Origin of the sequence: Peribacillus muralis, assembly GCF_001439925.1 — a bacterium.
Lineage (GTDB): Bacteria > Bacillota > Bacilli > Bacillales > DSM-1321 > Peribacillus > Peribacillus muralis.
The window spans coordinates 1-746 of sequence record NZ_LMBV01000069.1; the positions used below are offsets into that span (position 1 = coordinate 1).

1 protein-coding gene is annotated in these 746 nt (G+C 52.8%); it reads left to right on the top strand.

What is annotated here, in order from left to right; translation table 11 throughout:
• Positions 1–89: 89 nt before the first annotated feature.
• A complete protein-coding gene (locus ASU00_RS24110; protein ID WP_057915962.1) occupies positions 90–599 on the top strand; it encodes a DinB family protein in 510 nt (169 codons plus the stop codon).
• The last annotated feature ends 147 nt before the right edge of the window (positions 600–746 follow it).

Below are 746 nucleotides of genomic sequence, written 5' to 3' on the forward strand. Positions count from 1 at the left end.
CCGAAATTACGAAATTCGCAAAAAAATCGCGGTAGAGCATTGGAAAGAGCATTTTAATTTTCTATAACTCCATAAAGAGGTGATTACGCATGAATCATAGACCGTCAGAAGAAGAATATGCCGGGGACTTCGGAAAGTATATCAGGTTGGTGCCGGATGGCAACATCATCGACATTCTGCTGGCCCAGGAAAAGCAAATGACCGAGCTGCTGGCATCGTTGACCGAAAGCCATGGCGCGTATCGGTATGCGGAAGGAAAATGGACACTGAAAGAAGTCGTGGGCCACATTGCAGACGGAGAACGCGTCATGACCTACCGTCTGCTCCGGTTCGCAAGAGGGGACCAGACGCCTCTGTCCGGTTTCGACCAGGAATTGTTCATGCCTCCTTTCGGAAGCTGGACAACCGCGCAATTGGCCGAAGACTACCGGGCCGTACGGCAATCGACGATCACACTGCTGCGCGGATTACCGGCGGAGGCGTGGTCCCGCAAAGGCACAGCCAACAACGCAAGCATTACGGCGCGTGCCCTCGCGTACGGCATCGCAGGACACGAGATTCATCACATGGGGGTCATCCGAAATCGGTATTTGGGTTAGTTGTCCGGAAGATCGGGACGGAAGCTGCTAGGAAAACGCGGCTTCCGTTCTTTCTTTATGGTAGCCTTCCCGCCCCGTTCATAGACTGATATGAAGAGAGGACAAGACGGGTTGAAAAAAGCAGCAGCGATTGGTTGCAGACTGGAT

Bases quoted from the DNA above. Each gene is read 5' to 3' on its own strand.
- ASU00_RS24110 (WP_057915962.1), top strand. From the start codon at position 90: ATGAATCATAGACCGTCAGAAGAAGAATATGCCGGGGACTTCGGAAAG.